Source organism: Kitasatospora sp. NPDC059648 (assembly GCF_042734825.1).
Taxonomy (GTDB): domain Bacteria; phylum Actinomycetota; class Actinomycetes; order Streptomycetales; family Streptomycetaceae; genus Kitasatospora.
The window spans coordinates 39,126-61,174 of sequence record NZ_JBHWDU010000026.1; the positions used below are offsets into that span (position 1 = coordinate 39,126).

The 22,049-nt window shown below is 72.2% G+C and carries 18 protein-coding genes, 1 tRNA gene and 1 pseudogene; 9 read left to right on the forward strand and 11 right to left on the reverse strand.

Features of this window, described 5'->3' with window-relative positions; all coding sequences use genetic code 11:
* Positions 1 to 86 precede the first annotated feature (86 nt).
* The 5 genes from ACFV1W_RS17875 to ACFV1W_RS17895 form a co-directional block, all read right to left on the reverse strand.
* Positions 87 to 1,232 (reverse strand): LPXTG cell wall anchor domain-containing protein, encoded by a 1,146-nt coding sequence (locus tag ACFV1W_RS17875; RefSeq protein ID WP_380417570.1) that lies wholly within the window; start codon positions 1,230 to 1,232, stop codon positions 87 to 89.
* A 382-nt stretch (positions 1,233 to 1,614) separates the two neighbouring features.
* Positions 1,615 to 2,193 carry a flavodoxin family protein gene (locus tag ACFV1W_RS17880; RefSeq protein ID WP_380417572.1) on the reverse strand — a complete coding sequence of 193 codons (579 nt, stop codon included), beginning with the start codon at positions 2,191 to 2,193 and terminating at the stop codon, positions 1,615 to 1,617.
* A 172-nt stretch (positions 2,194 to 2,365) separates the two neighbouring features.
* Positions 2,366 to 3,250, reverse strand: a complete 885-nt coding sequence (locus ACFV1W_RS17885; protein ID WP_380417574.1) for an NAD(P)-dependent oxidoreductase — start codon at positions 3,248 to 3,250, stop codon at positions 2,366 to 2,368.
* 141 nt (positions 3,251 to 3,391) lie between these two features.
* Positions 3,392 to 3,814: a hypothetical protein gene (locus ACFV1W_RS17890; protein WP_380417576.1), complete on the reverse strand. Its 423-nt coding sequence runs from the start codon at positions 3,812 to 3,814 to the stop codon at positions 3,392 to 3,394.
* Positions 3,815 to 4,019: 205 nt separating this feature from the next.
* Positions 4,020 to 4,595, reverse strand: coding sequence for a heme-binding protein (locus ACFV1W_RS17895; RefSeq protein WP_380417578.1), 576 nt, complete (start codon positions 4,593 to 4,595; stop codon positions 4,020 to 4,022).
* A 421-nt stretch (positions 4,596 to 5,016) separates the two neighbouring features.
* On the opposite strand from ACFV1W_RS17895, the gene ACFV1W_RS17900 reads away from it, so the two are divergent.
* Both ACFV1W_RS17900 and ACFV1W_RS17905 read left to right on the forward strand, forming a co-directional pair.
* On the forward strand, positions 5,017 to 6,249 hold the full coding sequence (locus ACFV1W_RS17900; protein WP_380417580.1) for a sensor histidine kinase: 1,233 nt from the start codon (positions 5,017 to 5,019) through the stop codon (positions 6,247 to 6,249).
* A complete protein-coding gene (locus ACFV1W_RS17905; RefSeq protein ID WP_380417582.1) occupies positions 6,246 to 6,935 on the forward strand; it encodes a response regulator in 690 nt (229 codons plus the stop codon). The genes ACFV1W_RS17900 and ACFV1W_RS17905 overlap by 4 nt, the downstream gene beginning before the upstream one ends.
* Before the next feature lie 485 nt (positions 6,936 to 7,420).
* On the opposite strand, the gene ACFV1W_RS17910 is transcribed toward ACFV1W_RS17905, so the two are convergent.
* On the reverse strand, positions 7,421 to 8,002 hold the full coding sequence (locus ACFV1W_RS17910) for a hypothetical protein (RefSeq protein ID WP_380417584.1): 582 nt from the start codon (positions 8,000 to 8,002) through the stop codon (positions 7,421 to 7,423).
* Positions 8,003 to 8,219: 217 nt separating this feature from the next.
* Between ACFV1W_RS17910 and ACFV1W_RS17915 the strand changes: the two genes are divergently transcribed.
* Both ACFV1W_RS17915 and ACFV1W_RS17920 read left to right on the forward strand, forming a co-directional pair.
* Positions 8,220 to 9,002, forward strand: coding sequence for an alpha/beta fold hydrolase (locus tag ACFV1W_RS17915; protein WP_380417586.1), 783 nt, complete (start codon positions 8,220 to 8,222; stop codon positions 9,000 to 9,002).
* 308 nt (positions 9,003 to 9,310) lie between these two features.
* Positions 9,311 to 10,462, forward strand: a complete 1,152-nt coding sequence (locus tag ACFV1W_RS17920) for an acyltransferase family protein (protein ID WP_380417588.1) — start codon at positions 9,311 to 9,313, stop codon at positions 10,460 to 10,462.
* A 244-nt stretch (positions 10,463 to 10,706) separates the two neighbouring features.
* Here the strand turns inward: ACFV1W_RS17920 and ACFV1W_RS17925 are convergent.
* Positions 10,707 to 10,780: transfer RNA gene (locus ACFV1W_RS17925), tRNA-Gly, on the reverse strand.
* Positions 10,781 to 11,058: 278 nt separating this feature from the next.
* Here ACFV1W_RS17925 and ACFV1W_RS17930 point away from each other — a divergent pair.
* Positions 11,059 to 11,280, forward strand: a complete 222-nt coding sequence (locus ACFV1W_RS17930) for a hypothetical protein (protein ID WP_380417590.1) — start codon at positions 11,059 to 11,061, stop codon at positions 11,278 to 11,280.
* A gap of 72 nt (positions 11,281 to 11,352) precedes the next feature.
* Complete coding sequence (gene dcd, locus ACFV1W_RS17935) at positions 11,353 to 11,928, forward strand: dCTP deaminase (protein WP_380417592.1); 576 nt, start codon at positions 11,353 to 11,355, stop codon at positions 11,926 to 11,928.
* A 113-nt stretch (positions 11,929 to 12,041) separates the two neighbouring features.
* Here dcd and ACFV1W_RS17940 read toward each other — a convergent pair whose 3' ends face one another.
* The 4 genes and pseudogenes from ACFV1W_RS17940 to ACFV1W_RS17955 form a co-directional block, all read right to left on the reverse strand.
* Complete coding sequence (locus tag ACFV1W_RS17940; protein WP_380417594.1) at positions 12,042 to 12,932, reverse strand: metal-dependent hydrolase; 891 nt, start codon at positions 12,930 to 12,932, stop codon at positions 12,042 to 12,044.
* 86 nt (positions 12,933 to 13,018) lie between these two features.
* Positions 13,019 to 13,927 carry a Yip1 family protein gene (locus tag ACFV1W_RS17945; protein WP_380417596.1) on the reverse strand — a complete coding sequence of 303 codons (909 nt, stop codon included), beginning with the start codon at positions 13,925 to 13,927 and terminating at the stop codon, positions 13,019 to 13,021.
* A 344-nt stretch (positions 13,928 to 14,271) separates the two neighbouring features.
* Positions 14,272 to 15,336: pseudogene (locus ACFV1W_RS17950) on the reverse strand (sugar phosphate nucleotidyltransferase); the annotation flags it as partial.
* Positions 15,337 to 15,630: 294 nt separating this feature from the next.
* The gene (locus ACFV1W_RS17955; RefSeq protein ID WP_380417598.1) at positions 15,631 to 17,853 is read right to left on the reverse strand and encodes a (Fe-S)-binding protein; all 2,223 of its coding nucleotides are present in this window, start codon (positions 17,851 to 17,853) and stop codon (positions 15,631 to 15,633) included.
* 353 nt (positions 17,854 to 18,206) lie between these two features.
* On the opposite strand from ACFV1W_RS17955, the gene dnaK reads away from it, so the two are divergent.
* The 3 genes from dnaK to dnaJ all read left to right on the forward strand — a co-directional run bounded on the left by dnaK (position 18,207) and on the right by dnaJ (position 22,046).
* Positions 18,207 to 20,054, forward strand: a complete 1,848-nt coding sequence (gene dnaK, locus ACFV1W_RS17960; protein ID WP_380417600.1) for a molecular chaperone DnaK — start codon at positions 18,207 to 18,209, stop codon at positions 20,052 to 20,054.
* Positions 20,051 to 20,668, forward strand: a complete 618-nt coding sequence (gene grpE, locus ACFV1W_RS17965; protein WP_380417602.1) for a nucleotide exchange factor GrpE — start codon at positions 20,051 to 20,053, stop codon at positions 20,666 to 20,668. The genes dnaK and grpE overlap by 4 nt, the downstream gene beginning before the upstream one ends.
* 223 nt (positions 20,669 to 20,891) lie before the next feature.
* The gene (gene dnaJ / locus ACFV1W_RS17970; protein WP_380417604.1) at positions 20,892 to 22,046 is read left to right on the forward strand and encodes a molecular chaperone DnaJ; all 1,155 of its coding nucleotides are present in this window, start codon (positions 20,892 to 20,894) and stop codon (positions 22,044 to 22,046) included.
* The last annotated feature ends 3 nt before the right edge of the window (positions 22,047 to 22,049 follow it).

Sequence of the window (22,049 nt, forward strand, 5' to 3'; positions counted from 1 at the left end):
CCGGGCGACACGCGGTACTCGGGAAGAGCCACCCGCCCCGTCGGCCCCGGGCCGGCCCTGCCGACCCGGGACCCGACGGTCGCGGGTCAGCTCTGCCGGCCCGCCTTGCGGCGACGCAGCACCACGAGGGTGCCGACACCGGCGACCAGCACGGCGCCGCCGGCGGCCGCGATCGCGGTCGTGTCATCGCCGCCACCGGTGGTGGCCAGGCTCTTGTCCGCGTCGGCGGCGGCCGTCTTGGCCTTGGTCACGACGGCCGGGGTGATCTTCGGCGGGGCGACCTTCGGGACGTCCACCGGGAAGTCGATCGGCTGCTGGGCGTCGGTGCTGCTACCGGACGGCGACGGGGTGGTGGTCTCACCGGAACCGGAGTCGGTCGGGGATGCGGACGGCGAGGCGGTGCCGGTGGCCGAGGTGGTCGGCGCCGGGGTGGTCGGCGTGGTGGTGGTCGGCGTGGTGGTGGGGGTCCCCGTCGCGGTGGTCGTGGACGACGCGGTGGCGGTCGGGCTCGGCTTGCCGGTCTTGGTCGGGGTGGGGGTCGGGCTGGGCTTGCCACTGCCGCCACCGGCCTTGATGGTGAAGCCGGCGCCCTTGATCCCGTCGCAGCTGAAGTGGCCGTTGTCGGACTCGTCGTCGGCGTTGGCCGAGAAGACCACCGGCACGACGCCGGCCTTGCCCAGCGGGGTGTCCTTGGTGAAGGAGACCCGGACGTCGATGTCGATCCGCTTGCCCGGGGCGAGGTAGAGCAGGGCGTCGTCGGCGGGGCCGCCGTCGGTCACGCCACCGAGCAGGATCAGCACCGCGCTGTCGTCGCTGTCACCGCCACCGGGAGCGACCGAGCCGGTCCGCCAGGTGCCGCCGCCGGGCAGGCCGGCCGGCAGCTGGTACTCGACCTTGAGGTCCTTCGCCTTGAGCGTGCCGGCCTTGTTCTTGAACTTCAGCAGCGGGAAGGCGACGAAGTCGTTCGTGGCCGAGTTCTGGATCCGGTAGGAGAAGACGCGGGCGGGGCCGCCGGCGACGAAGGTGTCCGGGACGCCGCGAACCGAGAGGTCGAGGCTCTGGTGCTTCGCCTGCCCGGCCTGAGCGGCGGCGGACGTGGCAGCGGCGGACGGGGCGGCCGCGGACGGGGTGCCGGGGGAACCGACGGCCATGGCGCCCTGGGCGCCGGTGAGCACCAGCGAGGACGCGAGCGCGGCGACGCCGGCCAGGGCAAGACTGCGACGTATGGACAAGGAGACCTCACGGAAGTGTCCGGGCGAGGCCCGGGCGCGAGGGGGCGGCCGCAGACGCCGCGAACCCCCCGCGAAGCTGAAAGTCCGACGGAGATTACCGAACGATCCAGCCAATCCGGAAGGCAGGTGCCCCGCTGTGACGCACTCCTGGCGCCGGGGCGCCCGAATCGCCCAACTACGTCCCCCGGTAAGGCCTTTGCGATTTGCCAAAAGATGACCGCAGAGTGACGGGTACACGCCCGGAATGACGGTACCGCACGGTCCTCGGTGGCGTGAATACGTCAGTGGCCCCGGGGTGGCGTGGTGCCCGCCCGGGGCCACGGCGCCGACCCGGGTCGCCGCCGGGTCGGCCCGGTCAGCCCGGCCAGCCCGGTCAGCCCGGTCAGCCGGAGAAGAAGGACTTGGCCGCGATCAGCGCCCGCTCGTCGCGCAGGACGTCCCCCGGGCGGGTGCCGTTGCCGATCAGCGCGCCGCCCCAGCGCATCCCCATGTACTCCGCGGTCAGCTTGAGCGTGCCGATCATGGGCTCGGCCTTGTCCTCGGTGCCGGCCAGGACGGTGACGCCCCACAGCGTGCCGCCGTTCATCCCGGCGCGGAAGTCCACCCCGGGCACCCGGAACCAGGCCGACCAGTGGTCGAGGTAGAGCTTGGCGGTGGTCGGCAGCGTGTACCAGTACACCGGCGCGACGAAGACCAGGTCGGTGGCGTCCAGGGTGGCCTCCAGCAGGGTCCGCTCGTGGCCGACCGGCTCCGGGTAACTGCCGTCACCGGTGTGCCGCAGGTCCTGGAAGGGCGGCAGCGGGTGGTCGGCGAGCCGCAGCCAGCGCTGCTCCGCGCCCTCGGGCAGGCTCGCCTCGGCCGCCAGCCGGGCGAGTTGTTCGGAGTTGCCACCGGCGCGCGAGCTGGCGTCGAGGAACAGGAAACGGCGCGGCGCCTCGGCGCCGGACGGCTGGGCGGTCATCGGTACTCCCCCGGTCAGGTGTTGCGGACAGGGGTGCGAGCACCCGTCGCGCGCCGGGTATTCCGCGCCCGCGCCCCGACCGGGCCCCGCGCGCCGGGCACACCCCCGAAGCCCGCCCGGCCCCTGCCTGACGCTTCGGTACGCAGGGCGAGGGGGTCTTGCCGGGCGGCGCTCAGTCCGGCAGTCCGGCCCGGCGCCGGGCGACCTCGGCGACGGCCGCCCAGTCCTTCTCCCCGTCGCCGTGCGCCAGCGCGTCCAGGAAGGCGTCACGCAGGATGCCGCCGAACGGCAGCGGGACGTGGCGCGCGGCCCCGGCCTCCAGCGCCAGGCCGACGTCCTTGAGGCCGAGCGGCAACCGGAACCCGGCCGGCTCGTAACGGCGTTCGGCCACCATCGAGCCGTAGCCCGAGTAGATCGGCCCGGGGAAGAGCGTGCCGGTGAGCATCTCCACCAGGTCGGCGGGCCGCACTCCGTGGGCCTCGGCCAGGCTGCACGCCTCGGCCATCGACTCGATCGCGCAGGCCAGCAGGAAGTTGGTGCTGATCTTGGCGGTGTTGGCCTGCCGGGGCTCGTCACCGAAGCGCCAGGTGCGCTCGCCCATCGCGGCGAGCAGCGGCTCGGCCCGGTCCAACAGGTCGGGCGCGCCCGCGGCCAGGATGTTGAGCTTCCCCGCCTCCGCGACCGGGGGCCGGCCGAGGACGGGCGCGGCGACGTAGCCGATGCCGTGCCTGGCGTGCAGCTCCTCGGCGCGTTCGGCCAGTGCCAGTGAGACGGTGGCCATGTTGACGTGCAGGGTCGCCTTCGCGCCCGCCAGCAGCCCGGGGTCGAGCAGCAGCCCCTCGACCGCCTGGTCGTTGGCCAGCATGGAGACCACCGTGTCGGCGGCGAACACCTCGGCGAGCGAACCGGCCGCCTCCGCCCCCTGGGCCACCAGGGCGGTCACCGGCTCGGGCGAGCGGTTCCAGACCCGTACGGCGTGGCCGGCCCGCAGCAGGCTGCCGGCCATGCCCCGCCCCATCGCGCCCAGCCCCACGAAACCGACCGTCGCCCCGCTCATCCGCGCACTCCCGTCGTCGCCGCCACCCGTACGGTGGTCCGTCCGAGCCGACTGTACGTCAGGGGAGCGAGGGGGCCGGGGTGGTCAGTACCCGACCTGCGCTACGTGCGCGTCCGCCCGGCGTGATCCGAAGGACGCGCCCTATGCGACCCGGACGGGACGGCGGAGCCGGTTCGCGGCGGCTCCGCGCTCCAGCTCGGTGACCACGCGGTGGCGCAGCAGCTCGTACTGGGCCTGGAGCCGGCCGGGGCGGGCCGGGCGGGCGACGGGGCGGCCGGGGCCGACCAGCTCGTCCGGGCCGAACTGCTCGCGGGTGAGGTCGATCTCGAAGCCGGTCGCGAAGCGGTTCCACCAGTGGAGGTCCGTCCGGACCCCGTCGACGTGCACCTCGCCCATCATCAGCTCGCCGCCGAGCAGGTCGTGCACGACCATGGCCGTCACCCCGCACTGGCCGCGGGCGGGATTGTCGGGACGCCAGTGGGCAAGGTCCTCGGGCGCGCAGGTGTCGACACCCCAGGAGGAGCGGATCGCACGTTCGATGTCGTTGAGGGTCCACACCGTCATACCGGGAAGCCTGCCACGCGGCACTGACAACGACACCGGCTTTTCAAAGGGTCATCGCCTGTTCTGCGGCGACCCCTCCCCTGTTCACCCGAACGAGGACGAGGCGGGGTGGTGGGCGGGAGCACGGCGGCGGCTCCGGGAGCCGTGCGCCCGGCCGGCCCACCCCTCGGGGCCGGCCGGCCGATGGCTGGTCACTTCGCCGCGGTCACTTCCCCAGCGCTGCGACGCCGGCCTGCGCGAACTGCTCGTCCAGGTCGCCGCTGGGCGCGCCCGCGACGCCGATGCCCGCGACCGGGGCGCCCTTGGACTGCACCGGGGCGCCGCCGGCCAGGAACAGCGTGCCCGGGATGTCCTTCAGGTTCGGGGCCTGGGCCAGCCGCTTGGCCAGCTCCGAGGTCGGGGCGTTCCAGGAGACCGCGGTGAAGGCCTTCCGCTCGGCCGACTCGGTGGCCTGCGGACCGGCGCCGTCACCCTTGAGCAGGACCCGGGTGACGCCGTCCCGGTCGACCACGGCGACCGAGACGTGCTGGCCGGCCTTGTTCGCCGCGTCCAGGGCGGCCTGTGCGGCGCGGGTGGCGGCGTCGACGTTCAGGCCGGTGCTCTGGGCGAGGTTCCTGTTCTGGGTGTCGACCTTGACGGCGGTCGGCGCGGCCGGGGTGTCGGTGGTCTCGGCGCTGGCCGAGACGGCGCCCACGCCGGCGGCGGCGAGCGCGGCGACGGCGAGCGCGGCGACGGCGGCGGTGCCGGCCAGCACCCGGGTGCGCACTGAGGTCTTCTTCATGGTCCAGCTCCTCAACGGGATCACGGGGTCTACGAGGTCCAGGGATCTGCGGGATCTGCGGGATCGACGGGAGGCCGTGGGCTCGCAGAGGTCCGCAGGGATTCGGGGCCGGGCGGCGGGGGACCGCCCCGGCTCCTGCTTCGATCCTCCGGCCGGTTCCGGGCGCGCGGCATCGACGGTCCGGCGCGACCCTCCGGGCATGATGGGGGACGGCGCCGTCAACCGATCGGCTGATGCGGGACCGGGCCGGACGGGTCACCATCGAGGCATCGGCGCAGGTCGGCCGCATCCGAGCGCAGGTCCGTACCGCTGAGCGCACAGCGCAGGGCGGTGCCACCGAGCACAGGTCCGTACGGCGAGCGCCGGTCCGCCACCGCAGTCGACCGACCGACGTCCGGAGCCCGTAGCGCCAGGAGCCACCGTGCAGCAGACCCGCCCGTCCGCCGGCCCGTCCCTCGACGCTCGCGACGCCGGGGACCCGGACGCCGGCCGGCTGGCGCTGCTGCTGGACTCCGCCTTCCTGCTGCTGCTCGCCGCCGCGCTCAGCCGCTACCTCACCCACCATGCCGACAGCCCCTGGATCCCCTGGGTGATCGGGCTGAGCACCGCCCTGGCCGTCGCCCAGCCGGCCGCTTCCTGGCTCGAACACCGCCGTCCGGCCGCTCCCGGCCGACCGCGCCGCCGACCGGTCGCGCTGGTGGTCGCGCTCTGGGTGGTGCTGGTGCTGCTCGCACCGAGCTTCGCCTGGTGCGCCGTCCCGCTGATCTACACGGGGCTGCGGGCGCTGCCCGCGAAGGCGGCGATCCCGCTGGTGGCGGCCCTGACGGTGCTGGTGGTGATCGCCGAGATCCGGCTGCCCGGCACCGCGGACGCCACGCTCGTGCTGCTGCCGCCCGCGGTGGCCGCGCTGGCCACCGGGGTGTTCCTGTTCATGGCCCGGCAGGCCGCCCGGCAGCGCGCGCTGATCGCCGACCTGGTCCGCACCCGGCGCGAACTCGCCGCCACCGAGCGGCGGGAGGGCACGCTCGCCGAGCGCGGGCGGTTGGCGATGGAGATCCACGACACTCTGGCGCAGGGCCTGTCCAGCCAGCAGATGCTGCTGCAGGCCGCCGACCGCACCTGGGACGCCGACCCGGCGACCGCCCGTACCCACGTCCGCACCGCCGCCGAGGTGGCCGCCCGCAACCTGGCCGAGGCCCGCCGCTTCGTCCACGACCTCGCCCCGGCCGAACTCGCCGACGGCGGCACCCTCGACCGGGCGCTGCGGGCCCTGGCCGAGCGGGAGTCCGCCGAGAGCGGACTACCGGTCCGGTTCCACCTGGACGGCGCGCCCGTCCCGCTGCCGACGGCCGTCCAGTCCGCGCTGCTGCGGATCGCCCAGGGGGCCCTGGCCAACGTCCGGGAGCACGCCGGAGCCTCGGCGGCCGCGATCACGCTCTCCTTCCTGGGCGACCAGGCCGTGCTGGACATCGCCGACGACGGCCAGGGCTTCGACCCCTCGGCCGGGGAGCGGAGCGCCGCAGGCAGCGCCCGCGGTTACGGCCTGCCGGCCATGCGCGCCCGGCTGCGGCAGCTGGGTGGCACGCTGACGGTGGAGAGCGCCCCCGGCGAGGGCACCGTCGTGTCCGCCGCGATCCCCCTGGAGCAGCGATGAACACAGCGCGCAACACCTCGAACGACGCACCGGGCAGTGCGTCCGGTACGGCGCCGGGCCCGTCGGCCGTCCGGCTGCTGGTCTGCGACGACCACGCGGTAGTACGGGCCGGCCTGCTGGCGCTGCTCGCCAGCGCGGGCGACATCGAGGTGGTCGGCGAGGCGAGCAACGGCGAGGAGGCCGTCGCGCTGGCCGCCGAGCTGGCGCCGCAGGTCGTGCTGATGGACCTCCAACTCGGCGAGGGCATCGACGGCGTCGAGGCCACCCGGCGGATCACCGCCGTCCCCGGCGGACCGCACGTCCTGGTGCTCACCACGTACGACACCGACGCCGACATCACCCGGGCCATCGCCGCGGGCGCCACCGGCTACCTGCTGAAGGCCGAGCGGCCCGAGGAGCTGTTCGCCGCCGTCCACGCGGCCGCGCAGGGCCGGACGGTGCTCTCGCCGCCGGTCGCCTCCCGGGTGATGGCGCAGATGCGGGCCCCCGCGCCGCAGCTCACGGTGCGCGAGCTGGACATCCTCGGACAGCTGGCGCAGGGGCTGGGAAACCGGGAGATCGCCCGGGCGCTGTTCATCAGCGAGGCGACGGTGAAGACCCATCTCGGGCGGATCTACGACAAGTTGGGCGTGGACACCCGGGCGGGCGCGGTGGCGGTGGCCAAGGAGCGCCGACTGCTGCGCTGAGCGCGCGCCTCGGGAGGCCCCCGCTCGACCCGTCACCCGAACCGTTCACTGCGCTGGGCAGTCGCGTGGTGTCGCTCCGTGGTGACATGATGCTTGGAATGTCGGATTCCGCGCCGCGCGATCCCTGGCGCCCCAGGCGTGCGGCACGACAGCGCACCACCCCGGCACGCCCCTGACGACGCCCCAACTGCCTGGTGGGACGCCCATCACACCGGCCCGACCGGACCACCACGATTGTGGATTTTTCGTGGATCTCACTATTGACAAACCAACCACGCGGTTTGTTAGCGTGAGATCAACGACGCCCCCGGAGGTGGGGCTCGCCGGGGTCTGTGCGGACGCTCTCGCCGGAGGGTGATGCCAGGGGGGGCGGCGGGATTGCCGGGGTGTCGGGGGGAGCGGCAGCGCCGAAGCCGCGCGACGAGGCGGCGTGGAGCGGGTCCGGGGGGACTCGCTCCACGCCTCCCCCGGCCCCTGCCGTGCGCTCACACCAGCGCACTCCAGTACGCGCAGTGCACATGGGGCAGCGGCGCCGGGTCGGGTTCACCGGCCCCGGGCAGCTCGGGCACCCGCTCCGAACGAGCCACCCCGAGCAGGCTCGCGGTCAGCCGCACCTCGCCGAACTCGCCGAAGCACAGCACCAGTCGGGAGCCGCTCCGAGTGGTCGCCGCGACTCCCGGCCGGTCCTGTCCGGCGTTCAGCGAGGTGATCGTCCATCCCCGCCGCCGCCAGTGCCGCTCCACCATCGCCGCCAACTCCGGCCTGCGGCCCGGCGACACGACGGTGAGCAGGTCCCGCCCCCGGGTGACGTACCAGAGCACCTCCGGCTCCCGCCGCCCCGGAGCGGACAACCGCATCCCCGCCCGCGGCACCGTCTCCCGCCAGACCGGCGCCGGCCGAACAGCGGCCATCGTGTCCCGGAGCAGCGTCTCGCAGTGCTCCGCGGCGTCGAGTTGACCATCCGTCACATCGGGCGCCAGCACCGGCCACCAGTCCGGCGCGGCCGACGCACCGTTACGGAAGCCGTCCGGGCATCCGAGGTTCAGTTCGGCACCACCTGATTGCACAGGGCCCTCCGTACTCCTCCCGGCGTTCAACCCGGGCAGGCATTCCGTCACTCCTTGGACGGTGGTCGGGCACGGACAGTTCCCTCTGTCGGCTCGCTCAAATTGCACTGCACGGTGCAGTTGAAGCATTGATCTGCACCGTGTAGTTTACTTTCTGAGCCGCCAAGGCCCGCACCGCCCAAGCCCTGACCCAGAACCGATCCGGAGGAACCCCGCCATGCCCACCATCGCCGTCGGCACCGCCCGCATCCCCTACCGCGTCGTCGGCGACGGCCCCGACACCCTCGTCCTGGTCCACGGCACCGGCCCCGGCTCCGGGATGTGGGACGCCATGCTGGACGCCTTCACCGACCGCTACACCGTGCTGCTGCCCGACCTCTCAGGCAGCGAGGCCGCCGAGGACGACGGCGCCCCGCTCACCCTGGAAACCCTCGCCGAGCAGGTCAACGCCGTGATCGACGACGCCGGCCGCGGCCAGGTCGACGTCCTCGGCTTCTCCCTCGGCGCCGTCGTCGCCACCGCGGCCGCCGCCCTGCGCCCCGACCAGGTCCGCCGCCTGATCGCCACGGCCGGCTGGATCAGCGCCGAACAGGACGAGTACCTGCGGCTCTCCATGGCCACCTGGCTCTCCCTCGCCGACGACCCCACCGCCTTCGGCCGCTACGCCACCCTCACCGCCTTCAGCCGCGGCTTCCTCAACCGCATCGGCCGCGAGGCCGTCGAGGCCAACACCTCCTACATGCGGCCGACCCCCGGCACCCTGCGCCACATCGCCCTCGACCTCGCCCTGGACCTCGGCCCGCTCCTCCCCCGCGTCCAGGCCCCCACCCTGGTGATCGGCTGCACCCAGGACGCCACCGTCCCGGTCGAGAACACCCGCCGCCTCCACGCCGCGCTCCCCACCAGCGCCTACACCGAGTTCGACACCGGCCACATCGCCCCCGCCGAAGAGCCCGCCGCCTTCGTCAAGACCGTCCGCGACTTCCTCGCCACCGCCTGAACCGGCCCGGCCGACCGTCGGCGCGGAACAACGAAGCCGCAGGTCATGCGACCTGCGGCTTTCGGTGGTGGAGCGGGCAACGGGAATCGGACTCGACATTCGTTGTCCTAGGATGAGCGCACGGTTGATCAGCCTGCGGGTGGCGTGCCCGTGCACGGCTGAGAGGCATCACGGTTCCCTTGCGCACATGACCCTCGTCTGCGGTCCCGGGCGAGAGCGGGCGTCTCGACATGATCGGACTCCCGCCAGTGCTTGATTCGCCCACGTCACCGCCCACCCGTCGGCAGGCCCGGGACGGTCTCGCACGGGTGAGAGCCCTGGCCGAAGGCCGCGGCCGGGGTGAGCCCGGGCCCCGGCTGGCCGTCGTCGACGGCATGCGGCTGATCGCCGCGCTCGCCGTTGCGGGATTCCACTACCTGAGTGCGATCCCGCACACGCTGTGGGGGCCGTCCCCGAAGGAGTTCGCCTACCCGCTGCACCACGCATCGATGTACGGCTGGCTCGGCGTCGAGGCCTTCTTCCTCATCAGCGGATTCGTCATCTGCATGAGCAGTTGGGGGCGCACGGCAGGACAGTTCGCCGTCTCGCGAATCTCCCGGCTCTACCCGGCCTACTGGTGCGCTCTCGTCCTGATCGTGGCCAGGATCGCGCTGATCCCCATGCAGACGCACGACGTCGCCGCGGTGATCCACCCCCGGATCGTCCTGGCCAACCTCACCATGTTCCCCGACGCCCTCCACGCCGACCTCCTGGACGGCGTCGCCTGGACCCTCGCGGTCGAGGCCCACTTCTACCTCCTCATGGCCGTCCTCCTGGCCTTCGGCACCACCTACCACCGGGTCATGGGGTTCTGCGTGGTCTGGCTCGCCGCCGGGATCGTCACCTCGGAGACGAAGAGCAAGTTCCTGGACGACCTCGTCCTCAGCCAGTACGCCGGCCTGTTCGTCGCCGGTATCGCGGTCTACCTCATGTACCGCTTCGGGCAGAACCTCATGCTCTGGACACTCCTCGGTTTCGCCTGGTGCTACGAACTGGCCATGCTCCCCATCCGGTTGTCCGGCCACTACCAGGAATGGGGGTCCAAGGCGCTCTGCTCCTGGACCGTCGCCAGCGCACTACTGACCGCCTTCCTGGCGCTCCTGCTCCTGGCCACCATCGGCCCACTCGCCCGCATCCGCTGGCGCTGGCTCATGACGGCCGGTGCGCTCACCTACCCCTTCTACCTGGTCCACCAGAGTCTCGGCCTGCCCATGGCCGGCGAACTCACCGTCCACGCCCACTGGCTCGGCCCATGGGGCCGACTCGCCCTCACCACCGTCTCGATGCTCCTCCTGGCCGGACTGATCCACCGCGTGGTCGAGAAGCCCATCGGCCGTGCCCTCCGCCGCCGCCTCGACCAGGCCCTCGACCGACACCCGAAGCAACCCGCCGACACCACTGCGCAGCCCCGCGAGGCGTAACCGCCCGCATCGGGACGAACCCGACCGGCCGGTAGCCGGCCGGGCTCGTCCTCCGCGTCCGTCCGCCCCGAGGTCAGCCACGGCCGGCCGGCGGACCGGAATCGACGCTTCCGGATACTGGGGCAGCAGGTGCGCCCGACTCATCGGTGGCCGAACGGCGTCCTGGCGCGAATCGGGCACGACGGGGCCGGACTGGTCCAGACAATGCGAAAGCCGCAGGTCGCTGACCTGCGGCTTTCGGTAGTGGAGCGGGCGACGAGAATCGAACTCGCGCTCTAAGCTTGGGAAGCTCATGTTCTACCATTAAACTACGCCCGCCTGATGAGCCGTCAGAGACCGCTCGATCCAGTGTCACTGTACCCCATCAGCCGCTGTGGTTGCACGGCCTGCCCGGGGCCGTGGCGGAGCCGATCGGGGGAAGGCCGGGGGCGTACTGTTTGGGCCGCGTGTGAGTGCTCCGGTGGGCGCGGGGTCGGGGCGGCGAGCCATGGTGTGGAATGTCCGGAACATCCCCTAATGTGACGCTGTCCCGGGGCCTGGCCGCCGGGGCGCGATGAGTACGGGTGAGCACTGGGTTAGGGATGGGAAGGGGATCGATGGAGCAGCGCGCCGTCGTTCGTTGTGCCGAGGGGCACCTGTTCAGCACCACCACGTTCCCGATGCAGAACCTCGGTCCGGGCCGGCTCGGGCCCGGGCGGTTGATCCGCTGTCCGCAGTGCGGACGGCTCCGGAGCTCGGTGCGGGCCGACGTGCGGGAGCTGTCCACGGCCCAACTGGCGCAGGCGATGCGGTTGGAGGCCGCTGAGTTCCTGGCCTGACGGCCGGCGGGAGGGCACCCGGGGCCCCGGACGGATTCGTCCGGGGCCCCGTCGTGCACGTAACCTCGAAGCGTGCTGCTCTCTGACAAGGACATCCGGACCGAAATCGACCTGGGCCGGGTCGTCGTCGACCCGTTCGACCCGGCGATGATCCAGCCGTCGAGCATCGACGTGCGCCTCGACCGCTTCTTCCGCGTGTTCGAGAACCACAAGTACCCGCACATCGACCCCTCCGAGGAGCAGCCGGACCTGACCCGGCTGGTCGAGCCGGAGGGCGACGAGGCGTTCATCCTGCACCCCGGCGAGTTCGTGCTGGCCTCGACGTACGAGGTCATCACGCTGCCCGAGGACGTGGCCTCCCGGCTGGAGGGCAAGTCGAGCCTCGGCCGGCTGGGCCTGCTCACCCACTCCACGGCGGGCTTCATCGACCCCGGCTTCAGCGGCCACGTGACGCTGGAGCTGTCGAACGTCGCGACCCTGCCGATCAAGCTCTACCCGGGGATGAAGATCGGGCAGCTGTGCCTGTTCCGGCTCTCCTCGCCGTCGGAGCACCCGTACGGCTCCGAGCGCTACGGCTCGCGCTACCAGGGCCAGCGCGGCCCGACGCCGTCCCGCTCGTACCTGAACTTCCACCGCAGCCAGGTCTGACCGCACCACGCACCACCCTGACCGCACCACGACGGAGTGCACGCACGGCGGGCGGCCATCCCCTCGGACGAGGGAATGGCCGCCCGCGGCGTTTCCCGGGCCCGCCGCGCCGCTCAGGCCCGCTTCGGGCTGGTGACCGCGACCAGCTCGGCGCCGTCCTCGGACAGCCGCAGCTCGGTGCGCAGCTCGGCGAGCTCGCCGAGGTGGTGCAGGTGGGTGCCGCCGCAGAAGATCTGCGCGCCGCCCTCGGGCAGCTCGCAGTGCCACTGGCGGCGGGCGGTCAGCTCGGGGCCGGGGACGTCGATCCGGACCGGGGCGTCGGCCGCGACCCAGGCCGCGAGCCGCGCGTTGACGGCCTCGGTGAGGGCGGGCAGGGCGTCGGCGAGGGCGGGGAAGTCCTCGGTGGCGTCGACGGTGAAACCCTTCTTCTTCAGCGACTTGCCGAGCCGGTAGGTGTCGGTGCTGGCCTGGGTGTCCATCACCGAACTGGCCATGGCGAGGCTGTCGAAGTCGGGGTTGCCGAAGGCGTCCGAGCGGCCCGGGTCCTTGCGCCAGCGCGGGGCGAGCGCGGCGTTGAGGGCGAGGGCGAGCAGGTGGCAGCCGCTGTGCGAGGCGCTCAGGGCGGCCCGGCGCTCGGCGTCGACGGCGAGGACGGCGGTGCGGCCGGTGAGGTCGCCGGGGTCGGCGGCCAGCACGTGCAGGACCAGCCAGGACCACTCCTCGTCGCCGCGCTTGACCGGGATCTCGGCGCCGACCAGCGGGGCGCCGCCGTCCGGGCCGACCGCGCCGGTGAGGCAGTCCACCACGGCCAGCTCGGTGCCGTCGACGGTGAGGGTGCCGTGGTCGGCCGGCTGGTCGGGCCAGGTGTGGTCGAGCGGGTGGAACGGGGTGGCCTCGGTCACCACCGCGTACCGGCCGTCGGCCAGCGGGTGCACCGCCAGCACGGGGGACTCGCCGGTCACCGCCCCGGCCGGGAAGCTGACGTGGGTGGTGGGGAGGGTCATGGCGCACTCCGTGGCTGGGACTGGACGAGGGTGGGCGGGCCCCGCGCCTACCGGCCGGACCCGCCCACCATTGTGCCCTTCGCCCCTCAGCCCAGTGTCGGCAGCTTGATCAACACCAGCAGGGCGACCAGTTGCACGGCCGCGGCGCCCGCCGCCTTGCCCCAGGGCAGGTCGTGCACCCGCCGGACCATGCTGGTCAGCAGGTACGCGCAGAGCATCCAGGTGGCCCAGCCGACGCCCTGGACCACCGCGCTGCCGGAGGGCAGCACCAGGTCGAGCAGCAGCCGGGGGGCGTCGGTCAGCCAGCCGATCAGCGCGGCCAGGCCGATCGTCGACTTCCACGGACCGTCGCCGCCGAGCTGGCGGGCCAGCGCGTAGGTGACCGCGCCGAAGACCGCCCCGGCCACGGTGAAGCCGACGGCCGCGGCGAACAGGCCGGTCAGCGCGACCGAGAAGGTCGAGTTGACGATGTCGTCGTGGGTCAGCCCGATGCCGAGCACCGCGAGCACGCCGTACAGCAGCGAGACGGTGAGGGCGGGCAGCCAGACCTGGTGGTCGCGGGTGCGGTCGAAGATCGCGGTGGGGGTGCGGAAGATGCCGACGAACAGCTCGCGCCACTGCGGCCGGGGCCCGCTGACGTGCGGGGCGGACCGGCCGCCGGCGCGGTAGACGGTGACGTTGTCCTGGCTGTAGGGGGGCTGCTGGTCCTGGCCGCCGTAGGGCGGCGGGGGCTGCTGCCCGTACGGCGGCTGCTGCCCGTAGCCGCCGTCGTCGTAGTGGCCCGGAGCCGGCGGCGGGGCGTGGTACGGCTGCTGCTGGTACGGGTCGTGCTGTTGTTCGTACGGGTCGCCGAGCGGGAAGGCCCGGGTGTTGCCCGGCCGGTCGGCCCCGTACGGGTCGTACCCGTCGCCGACCGTGCCGCCCGGCCCGCCACGGCCGCCCGGCCCGCCGGACGCCGTCGGGTGCGCGGCCGTGAAGTACTCCGGCCCGTCCACGGGCCCGTCCGCCCGCCCGTACCCCCCGGACGCCCCCGCCGGCGGCGGCGGAGGAGCCGGCCACCCGCCGCGCGGACGGTCGGTGCCCTGACCGCTGTCGTATCGATTACCAGCCACGCTCCGAAGGTACCCGTCCGGCCCAATGCGCGTCGGCCCCGGACGGAGCCGGGGCCGGTTTGCAGCGAGCCTGAGACGAACGGGTCCGAAAGCCGCCCCCGGGACCGGCGGAGGAGCCCCACGAGGAGCCCCGCGAGGATCCGCTAGCGCTGGGCGGTGACCGACGGCCCGTGCACCGCCGCGGCCGCGGCGGTGCCGGCCGGGCAGCCGCCCGGGCCGGCCGTGGTGCGCACGGCGCCGACCGGCAGCAGGGTGCCGCAGGCGATCCGGATGCCGCTCGGCAGCTCGTTGTCGGACTCCACGATCGCGCCGTCGCCGATCACCGCGCCGTCCAGCGCGGAACGGTCGCCGATGCTGGCGAAGGCGCCCACGATCGAGTCCTTGACCAGGGTGCCGGGGCCGATCACCGCGCCGGGCAGGATGACGCTGCCCTCGACGATCGCGCCGGCCTCGACCACCGCGTCCTCGGACACCACGGTGCCGCCGCTGAGCACCGCGCCCGGGTGGACGGTGGCGCCGGGCAGCAGCAGGGCGTCGCCGGTCGGGCCGGGGAGGGCCGGGGAGTCGACCTTGCCGAGCACCAGGTCGGCCGAGCCGCGGACGAACGCGGCCGGGGTGCCGAGGTCCAGCCAGTACGAGGTGTCGACGACACCGCGCAGCAGGGCCCCGGTGGCCAGCAGCTCAGGGAAGGTCTCGCGCTCGACGGACACCTCCCGGCCGGCCGGGATGCGGTCGATGACGGACCGGGTGAAGACGTAGCAGCCGGCGTTGATCTGGTCGGTGACGATCTGCTCCGGCGTCTCCGGCTTCTCCAGGAACTCCAGCACCCGCCCGTTCGCGTCGGTCGGGACGAGGCCGAAGGCCCGCGGGTCCTCGACCCGGGTGAGGTGCAGGGTGACGTCGGCCCCGGCGGCCACGTGACCGTCGCGCAGGGCGGCGATGTCGAGGCCGGAGAGGATGTCGCCGTTGAAGACCAGGACCGGCTCGTCCGGGCCGCAGGTCAGCCCGGAGGCGGCGTTGCGGATGGCCCCGCCGGTGCCCAGCGGCTCGCGCTCGGTCAGGTACACCAGCTCGATGCCGTACGGGGTGCCGTCCTGGAAGTGGTCCTCGAACACCTCGGCCAGGTAGGAGGTGGCCAGCACCACCCGGGTGACCCCGGCGGCGGCCGCGCGGGCCAGCTGGTGCGCGATGAACGGGACGCCTGCCACCGGCAGCATCGGCTTGGGGGTGTGGGTGGTCAGCGGACGCAGTCGCGTGCCCTTACCACCGACGAGCATGATCGCCTCGGTCATGGTCTGCGCTGTTCCCCTTGTGCTCTCTGCGGCCCGGCCCGGCGGGCCGATGCCTCCGTCGGTGGTCCGTTCCCGTCCGGAACGGGTCGACCGGCTCGTCGCCGGTCCGGCGCCTACTGTATTTCCTTCCGACCGAATGCCCGTCCGGCGGCCGTGCGATTGACGTCACTCGCCGTCCGTCCGCCGTACCGCCGGTGGTCGCCCGGGGCACCGAAAGGCCCGGCCCGGCGGGCGCCTTGGCGGCGTCCACCGGGCCGGGCAGTTGTAGCAGAACTGTCGAACAGCGGTCCGCCGCTACGCGTCCACCGTGGCCGGCGCCTCGGCCTCGGTCGGCGGGGTCGCCTTCACCGAGTCGAGCAGCAGCTGGGCCACGTCGACCACCTTGAGGTGCTCCTTGGCCGCGCCCTCGTTCTTCTTGCCGTTGACCGAGTCGGAGAGCATCACCAGGCAGAACGGGCAGGCCGTGGAGACGATGTCCGGGTTGAGCGACAGCGCCTCGTCCACGCGCTCGGTGTTGATCCGCTTGCCGATGCGCTCCTCCATCCACATCCGGGCACCGCCGGCGCCGCAGCAGAAGCCGCGCTCCTTGTGGCGGTGCATCTCCTGCTGGCGCAGACCGGGGACCTTGTCCATGATCTCGCGCGGCGGGCTGTAGACCTTGTTGTGGCGGCCCAGGTAGCAGGGGTCGTGGTAGGTGATCAGGCCCTCGACCGGGTTGACCGGGACGAGCTTGCCCTCGTCGATCAGGTGCTGCAGCAGCTGGGTGTGGTGGATCACCTCGAAGTGCCCGCCGAGCTGCGGGTACTCGTTGGCGATGGTGTTGAAGCAGTGCGGGCAGGTGGCCACGATCCGCTTGGTGGGGGCGTCCTCCAGCGCGGCGTTCAGGGTCTCGACGTTCTGCGCGCCGAGCATCTGGAAGAGGAACTCGTTGCCCAGGCGGCGCGGGGAGTCACCGGTGCAGGTCTCCTCCTTGCCGAGGATCGCGAACTTGACGCCCGCGGTGTGCAGCAGCTCGGCGAAGGCCTTGGTGGTCTTCTTGGCGCGGTCCTCCAGGGCGCCGGCGCAGCCGACCCAGTAGAGGTACTCGACCTCGGCGGGGTCGATGTCCTCGCCGATCACCGGCACCTCGATGCCGGTCTCCTTCTTGAGCTCCTTGACCCAGTCCAGGCGGGCCTTGGTGGCCATGCCCCACGGGTTGCCCTTGTTCTCCAGGTTCTTGAGCATCGTCCCGGCCTCGGTCGGGAAGTTGCTCTCGATCATCACCTGGTAGCGGCGCATGTCGACGATGTGGTCGACGTGCTCGATGTCCACCGGGCACTGCTCGACGCAGGCGCCGCAGGTGGTGCAGGACCACAGCACGTCCGGGTCGATGACGCCGTTCTCCTCGGCGGTGCCGATCAGCGGACGCTCGGCCTCGGCCAGCGCGGCCGCCGGGACGTCCTTGAGCTGCTCGGCGGTGGCCTTCTCGGTGCCCTCCATGTCCTTGCCGCCGCCGGCCAGCAGGTACGGCGCCTTGCCGTAGGCGTGCTCGCGCAGGCTCATGATCAGCAGCTTGGGCGAGAGCGGCTTGCCGGTGTTCCAGGCCGGGCACTGCGACTGGCAGCGGCCGCACTCGGTGCAGGTAGAGAAGTCGAGGATGCCCTTCCAGGAGAAGTGCTCGACCTGGGAGACGCCGAAGACGGCGTCGTCGGCCGGGTCCTCGAAGTCGATCGGCTGGCCGTTGCTGGTCATCGGACGGAGGCCGCCGAGGGCGGTGCCGCCGTCCTCCTCGCGCTTGAAGTAGATGTTGAAGAAGCCGAGGAAGCGGTGCCAGGCCACGCCCATCGAGGGGTTGAGGCCGATGGTGATCGCCCACGCGAACGAGATGCAGATCTTCAGCATCGCGAACAGGTAGACCAGGTTCTCCAGCGTGCCGTGCGACAGGCCGCTCAGCGCGGAGGTGATCGGGTACGAGACCAGGTGCTCCGGCCCGTACGAGTCGACGCCGGCCAGGGCGCCCTCCAGGGCGCGCAGCATCAGGATGCAGATGCCGATGCCGAGGATCGTGTACTCGACGTAGAAGGCCTGCCAGGCGATGGAACCGGCGAACCGGGACTTGCGGCCCGACCGGGACGGCAGGCTCATCAGGCGGATCACCATCAGGGTGGCGATGCCCAGGGTGGTCAGGGTGCCGACCAGCTCGACGAAGAGCTGCCAGATCATCCAGTTGCCGATGATCGGCAGTTCCCACTCGGCGTCGAAGAGCTGGCCCATCGCGTTGACGATGGTCAGCACCAGGCTGAAGAAGCCCACCGCGACGAACCAGTGGGCGATGCCCACGATCCCCCAGCGGTTCATCCGGGTGTGCCCGAAGAACTCGGTCGCGAGGGTCTTCACGCGCTGGGCGGGCTTCCCGAAGCGGGTGGAGTCCGGCGCGCCGGTCAGCACCACCCTGAAGATGTGCCACGCCGCACGGAGGGCGAGCGCGGTGCCGATCACGAAGGTGACCAGCGAGATGACGATCGCTGCTAGTTGCATCGCTCTCCGTCTCCTGCGGCTTGCGGTTGAGCAGTCTCTGCGGTTTTCCGAAGAGATTGTACTGGTCGGTAACTTGCCGGGCCGACGGCCCGGACATTACCGGTGAGCAACAGTTGTCCAGAAGGCTCCCAAGCTATGGCGGCAGTCACGTGACCGCACGCGCGCCGCCCCGGTCCGCGACCGCGGACCGCAGGGCCCGGCCGCCCCGGTCCGGGCGGGGGCCGGCGCGGTGATCGGCACCAGGACCGGCCTCAGCAAAGTTGAGCGGCTCGCACTCACACCTGTTGACGCCCCCGGTTGGGTCGTGCATCCTTGAGCCCGTAAAGCTCAACTCTTCCGTGGAGGTATCTACGATGGCACGCGCGGTCGGCATCGACCTCGGTACGACGAACTCGGTCGTCAGCGTTCTGGAGGGTGGCGAGCCCACCGTCATCACGAACGCCGAGGGCGCGCGGACCACGCCGTCCGTCGTCGCCTTCGCCAAGAACGGCGAGGTCCTCGTCGGCGAGGTGGCCAAGCGCCAGGCGGTCACCAACGTCGACCGCACCATCCGCTCGGTCAAGCGCCACATGGGCACCGGGTGGAAGATCAACATCGACGGCAAGGACTTCACGCCGCAGCAGATCTCGGCCTTCGTGCTGCAGAAGCTGAAGCGCGACGCCGAGGCGTACCTGGGCGAGACCGTCACCGACGCCGTCATCACCGTCCCGGCGTACTTCAACGACTCGGAGCGCCAGGCCACCAAGGAGGCCGGCGAGATCGCGGGCCTGAACGTCCTGCGCATCGTCAACGAGCCGACCGCGGCCGCCCTCGCGTACGGCCTGGACAAGGACGACCAGACCATCCTGGTCTTCGACCTCGGCGGCGGCACCTTCGACGTCTCCCTGCTGGAGATCGGCGACGGGGTCGTCGAGGTGAAGGCCACCAACGGTGACAACCACCTCGGTGGTGACGACTGGGACCAGCGCGTCGTCGACCACCTGGTCAAGGTCTTCCAGGCCGGCCACGGCGTCGACCTGTCCAAGGACAAGATGGCCCTGCAGCGTCTGCGCGAGGCCGCCGAGAAGGCCAAGATCGAGCTGTCCTCGTCCTCCGAGACCTCGATCAACCTGCCGTACATCACGGCCTCCGCCGAGGGCCCGCTGCACCTGGACGAGAAGCTCACCCGCGCGCAGTTCCAGCAGCTGACCGCGGACCTGCTGGAGCGCTGCAAGGTCCCGTTCAACAACGTGATCAAGGACGCCGGCATCTCGCTCGCCGAGATCGACCACGTCGTCCTGGTCGGCGGCTCGACCCGCATGCCCGCCGTCGCCGAGCTGGTCCGTGAGCTCACCGGCGGCAAGGACGCCAACAAGGGCGTCAACCCGGACGAGGTCGTCGCCATCGGCGCCTCGCTCCAGGCCGGTGTCCTCAAGGGCGAGGTCAAGGACGTCCTGCTGCTCGACGTCACCCCGCTGTCCCTCGGCATCGAGACCAAGGGCGGCATCATGACCAAGCTCATCGAGCGCAACACCACGATCCCGACCAAGCGCTCCGAGATCTTCACGACGGCCGAGGACAACCAGCCGTCCGTACAGATCCAGGTCTACCAGGGCGAGCGCGAGATCGCCGCCTACAACAAGAAGCTCGGGATGTTCGAGCTGACCGGTCTCCCGCCGGCGCCGCGCGGCCTGCCGCAGATCGAGGTCACCTTCGACATCGACGCCAACGGCATCATGCACGTCGCCGCCAAGGACCTCGGCACCGGCAAGGAGCAGAAGATGACCGTCACCGGCGGCTCCTCGCTGCCGAAGGACGAGGTCGACCGCATGCGCCGCGAGGCCGAGCAGTACGCCGAGGACGACCACAAGCGCCGCGAGGCCGTGGAGACCCGCAACTCCGCCGAGCAGCTCGTCTACTCGACCGAGAAGTTCATCGCCGACAACGCCGACAAGCTCCCGGCCGACGTCAAGACCGAGGTCGAGTCCGCCATCGGCGAGCTCAAGGAAGCCCTGAAGGGCGAGGACATCGCGAAGATCCGCGAGGCCTCGGAGAAGGTCTCCACCACCGCCCAGAAGCTCGGCCAGGCGCTCTACGCCAACGCCGACGCCGCCGGTGCCGGTGCCGCCGCGGCCGGCGAGTCCACCCAGGCCAAGGAAGACGACGTCGTCGACGCCGAGATCGTGGACGACGAGAAGCCCAAGGGCGGTGCGTCGGCATGACGGACAAGCCGCAGGGCGGCAAGCCCGGCGACGACTCCGCCGCCGAGGAGGCCGTGATCAAGGCTGCCGAGGAGGCCGCCGCCGCCGGTGCGGGCGAGGGCTCCGAGGAGCTCGCCACGGCCAAGCGCGAGCTGGCCGAGCGCACCGCGGACCTGCAGCGCCTGCAGGCCGAGTACCAGAACTACCGCAAGCGGGTCGAGCGCGACCGGCTGACCGTCCGCGAGATCGCGGTCTCCAACATCCTGGAGTCCCTGATCCCCGTCCTGGACGACATCGGCCGCGCCCGCGAGCACGGCGAGGTGACGGGCGGCTTCAAGTCCGTCGCCGAGTCCCTGGAGACGGTCGTAGCCAAGCTGGGCCTGCAGCAGTTCGGCAAGGAGGGCGAGCCCTTCGACCCGACGCAGCACGAGGCGCTGATGCACAGCTACTCCTCGGACGTCACCGAGGACACCTGCGTGCAGATCCTCCAGCCCGGCTACCGCATCGGCGAGCGGATCATCCGCCCGGCGATGGTCGCCGTGGCCGAGCCCCAGCCGGGCACCCAGACGACGCCCGGGCCGGACGCCGAGGCCGAGTCCGGCGAGGACAAGTCCGACGGTGGCTCGGACAGCTGACAACCTGTGACAGCTGACAACCAGTGCGCTGCGGAGTCGCGTGCCAGCCAGTACGGCGGCCGGCTCCGCAGCGCGCTGTCAACGGCTCCTCCTTCGGCGGCTGTTGACAGCGCAGTGACGATGGACATCGGGAGGTGGCGGAAGCCGTGAGCGAGCGCAGCGAGCGAACCATGAAGAGGTGCGTGTCCCGCTCAGCGGCTGCCGAGCGCAGCGAGGTGGGCGCATGAGTGGCAAGGACTACGTGGAGAAGGACTACTACAAGGTCCTCGGCGTGCCCAAGGACGCCACCGCCACCGAGATCAAGAAGACCTACCGGAAGCTGGCGCGCGAGTTCCACCCCGACGCGAACAAGGGCGACGCCAGGGCCGAGGAGCGCTTCAAGGACATCTCCGAGGCGTACGACGTCCTCTCCGACGACAAGCGCCGCAAGGAATACGACGAGGCCCGCAGCCTCTTCGCCAACGGCGGCTTCCGCACCGGCGGGCCCGGCACCGGCAGCTACAGCTTCGACTTCGGCGACCTCTTCAGCGGCAGCCAGGGCGGCACCGGCGGCGGCGGGCTCGGCGACGTCTTCGGCGGCCTCTTCAACCGCGGCGGCGCCCGGCAGGCCCAGCCCCGGCGCGGGGCCGACGTCGAGACCGAGGTGACGCTCTCCTTCGAGGAGGCGGTGGACGGCGCCACCGTCCCCCTGCGGATGACCAGCCAGGCCCCCTGCCGCACCTGCAACGGGACCGGCGCCAAGTCCGGCACCACCCCGCGGGTCTGCCCCACCTGCGTCGGCGCCGGCACCGTCAGCCGCGGCCAGGGCGCCTTCGCGCTCTCCGAGCCCTGCAAGGACTGCCGCGGCCGGGGCATGATCGTCGACGACCCCTGCGCCGACTGCCACGGCAGCGGCCGGGCCAGCTCGGCCCGCACCATGCAGGTCCGCATCCCGGCCGGCGTCCAGGCCGACCAGCGGATCCGGCTCAAGGGCAAGGGCGCCCAGGGCGAACGCGGCGGCCAGCCCGGCGACCTCTACGTCACCGTGCACGTCGACCCGCACCCGGTCTTCGGGCGCAAGGGCGACAACCTGACCGTCACCGTCCCGGTCACCTTCCCCGAGGCGACCCTCGGCGCCACCATCGAGGTGCCCACGCTCAACGGCCCCGCCGTCAAGCTCAAGCTGCCCCCGGGCAGCGCCAACGGCCTCACCATGCGCGCCCGCGGCAAGGGCGCCACCCGCAAGGACGGCACCCGCGGCGATCTCCTCGTCACCGTGGAGGTCGTGGTGCCCCAGCACGTCACCGGCGACGCGCTGAACGCCCTGGAGCAGTACCGAGAGGCCACCGCCTCCGACGACCCACGAGCCGCCCTCTTCCGGGCGGCGAAGGGAGCGTGACGA